2 protein-coding genes are annotated in these 3572 nt (G+C 38.4%); both read left to right on the forward strand.

What is annotated here, in order from left to right; all coding sequences use genetic code 11:
* Window positions 1-3080, forward strand: a 3080-nt coding sequence (locus HMPREF2877_RS05950) for a choline-binding protein (RefSeq protein ID WP_070579132.1), incomplete at its 5' end; no start/stop codon positions are given.
* A gap of 314 nt (window positions 3081-3394) precedes the next feature.
* Window positions 3395-3572: KxYKxGKxW signal peptide domain-containing protein (locus HMPREF2877_RS10670; RefSeq protein WP_256262930.1), on the forward strand; the 178-nt coding region annotated here is incomplete at its 3' end.

Raw genomic sequence — 3572 nt, forward strand, 5'->3', positions numbered from 1 at the left:
CTAGCCTCATTACAAGAACCGAAGTAGCTCCAACGAGTACAGTTGTCGAGAATACTTCTAGTGCAGCAGTATCTACTGACACTACACCTACTAATGTCGCTACTCAGCCAACAGAAACAACTGCTACACAGCCTAGTAACGAGGCCGATAAAAAGGTTGAAACCGCTCAATCTAGTGAGACAGCTACAACCGATAGGGGTGCTGAACCTGCCACCGACAAACAAAATACAAATGAAAATAAGTCAGAGATTACTGAGGTCAGTGAGCATCCATTATCAGGACAAGAAATCTCTATCACTCGAGGTAAATTCACATCCGACGATCAAGGCAATTGGTACTATACCAAGGACGGAAAAAATCTCACTGGATGGAATAATGTAGAAGATCGCGAATACTATTTCCAAGAAGATGGAAAACAGGTCAAAGGCCAATTTGTTGAGGTAAATGGAAAGAACTATTATTTAGATGACCATACTGGTATGCTCCTAGTCAATTGCTACCTCGATAAAGATGGAAAACATTATCAAATAGATGAGAATGGGGTTGTGACAGAGAGAACTAAACTGCCTACAAACATTACTGGTGGACATTTTGAAGCCAATGATGAGGGGGAATGGTCTTATATCACTGAACAAGGTGAAAAATTGACTGGTTTCCAATATGTGGACGGTGTTGAACTCTATTTTGACAAAGATGGGAAACAACTCAAAGGTCAAGAAATCACAGTTGATGGAAAAACCTATTACTTAGATCAAAACACCGGTGCCCTTCTCAAAAATTCTTACCGCAATTGGTCTGAAAAACAGATTATCTCACGGTATAAAACAAACTACATATACCATACTAGTTACTTCAACCGAGATGGCATACGTGCCACAGGTCTCGTTAAAACAGCAGCTGGTTTCATTCACTATTTTGATGAAAATGGCGAACTGCTTAAGAATGTTGCTGTTAATGTAGGGGGCACAACCTATGTCTTTGGAGAGAGAGGACGTCTAGCTCGAAAATCCTTTATTTGGGATAAGGTAGATTTCACCTTCCCTGAAAATGTTAATTTTTATTATGGTGATGAAAAGGGCCACGCTGTTAAAGGACTTCAAACCATTGATGGTTACCAACTTTACTTCGATAAAGACGGTCGTCAAGCAAAAGATAAAATCGTTCAGATTGATGGTAAAACCTATTACTTTGATAAAACCAATGGACGTATGGTTAAAAATCAATGGGCCTCAGTCAATGTTGGTGGAATTAGTCCTGCATCAAAGGACTACCGTTCATACTATCTCGGAAATGATGGCGCTGCTGTGACTGGTTGGCAAGATATTGATGGAAAACACTTGTACTTCACCGATACCGGTATCTATGCTTCTAATGGCATCTATTCAATCAATGGTAAAAACTATCTATTTGAAAAAGGACAATTAGTCAAAGATGCTTATGGCGTTGTTGATAAGCCAGGGGCTAAAGTGAGATTAAAATATACCTATCGAACTAATGCAGATGGAGAAGTCCTAACTGGTAAACAAATTATCGATGGAACAGAATATATCTTTGCTTCAGATGGTCAAGTCGTCGATGGTGTTGTACGTTATGACGGGAAACTTTATCTAGTCAAAGATAGTAAAATAGAAAAAAACTATTTTGGAGCCTTCTTTTCTAAAAACGAAATTTTGGGTGGAATTAATTTCACTGGAATCTATGGAACTGATGAAAACGGTGTCCTCCTAGAGGGTGTCCAACGAAGCTTAGATGGTCAACTGCACTACTTCCAACCTGAGGTAAAAAGTGTTGATAAACCTACATGGAAAGAAATCGATGGCAAGCGCTATCGTCTAACAAAATGGTATCTTCCTGAACACCATGCTGATATGTACACCACTATTATCCTCACTAACGATACTTTGAAAGTCGATGACAAGACCTATACGATTGATAATGAGGGAGTTGCAACTGAGTTTACGGCCAAAAACCAATTTGTTCGTGATGACAATTGGAACTGGTACTACTACGATACTGATGGCAAGCTCCTAACTGGTCGTCAAACCATTGATGGTGTTCAACTCTACTTTGATAAAAATGGTAAGCAAGTCAAAGGTAGCCTAGTAGACATTGATGGTGATACTTACTACTTTGACAAGGATAGTGGGGTTATGTGGACCAATAGTAGTCTAACTCTCAATGGAATGACCTACGAAATTGATGACCAAGGACGTGTGACATCGTCACTTCGAAATACCTTTGTTCAAGATAAAGATGGTGACTGGACCTACCTCAAAGATAAAGGACAAGTAGCTACTGGATGGCAGACTATTGATGGTATTCAACTCTACTTTGATGGCACTGGGAAACAAATCAAAGGTGAGCGTATCCTTATAGATGGAAAATACTACTATTTCGATAAGAACAGTGGCGAACTCCTTCGTAATGCATTCCATTCCTTTAGTTCATATATTCACTACTTTGGCAATGATGGAGCACAAGTTTTCGGCTGGTACACAATAAACGGTCACCGTGTTTACTTTAAAGAAGACGGTCTACAAGCTAAAGATAAGGTACTTTCAATTGATGACAATTACTATTACTTCAATCAAGATGGTCAACTTCTTGTTAATGGTTCCGCTAAATCATATAATAGTTTATATCTTGCAGATTCAGAAGGAAAACTATTATCCGGGTGGAGAGAAATTGACGGTAAGACCTATTACCTAGATCCAAGCGAAAAGCACTACTACTATAATAGAACAGCATCTATAGACGGTAAGACCTATCTTTTCGGTTCTTACGCGGAATTATTGCGTAATGACACTAATTACGCATATGCTTCAGACGAAAATGGAATCGTTCGAACAGGATTCTACCGCACTGATAAAGGCTACCTATGCTATCTTGAGCCAAGAGTAATTTCTGACTACCAACCAACTTGGAAGGAAATTGACGGTAAGCTCTATCACTTCGAAAAATCAACTTCATTAGGGAAACATCTTTACGGTTCTCCAATCACAACCAATGCAACCCTTGAAAAAGATGGCAAAACTTATGTCATTGATGAAAATGGTGTGGCAACTGAGAAAGTGAATTAATGGGGAAAGAAAAAAATTTTTTCCACTTTAAGAAAACTTTAGGAATAGCTTTGTATACTACAACCATCCTAAAACTTTTCTTTTTCATAATCTCCTAAATCCAGGGCTCAGGTTCTGGATTTTTTTGTGCAAACATCTACTTCTCTCAAACGTCTCTATTGCACTATTAATTTAAACTATGAGTATGTATGAGTTTTCTATTGAAGTTATTAGAAAATAAGATTAAAATATAATTGTAAATTAATTTTTGGTGTTCATGTTCTTTTAAATGTTACAGCATGAATTTACCAAGTCACCATACAAGGGGGAAAATTATGGAAAACAAAGTTCGTTTCAAACTTCATAAAGTTAAGAAACATTGGATCACAATCGCTGCCTCAAGTTTGGCTATCGGGGCTTCACTAATTGGACTAGGACAGGTCGGAGCTGATGAAGTCAAGCCTGAAACGACTGCCGTTACCAGTCCTGAAAATGTCGTCTCTGACAGCAATC

Origin of the sequence: Streptococcus sp. HMSC072D03, assembly GCF_001812855.1 — a bacterium.
Classification (GTDB): domain Bacteria; phylum Bacillota; class Bacilli; order Lactobacillales; family Streptococcaceae; genus Streptococcus; species Streptococcus salivarius_D.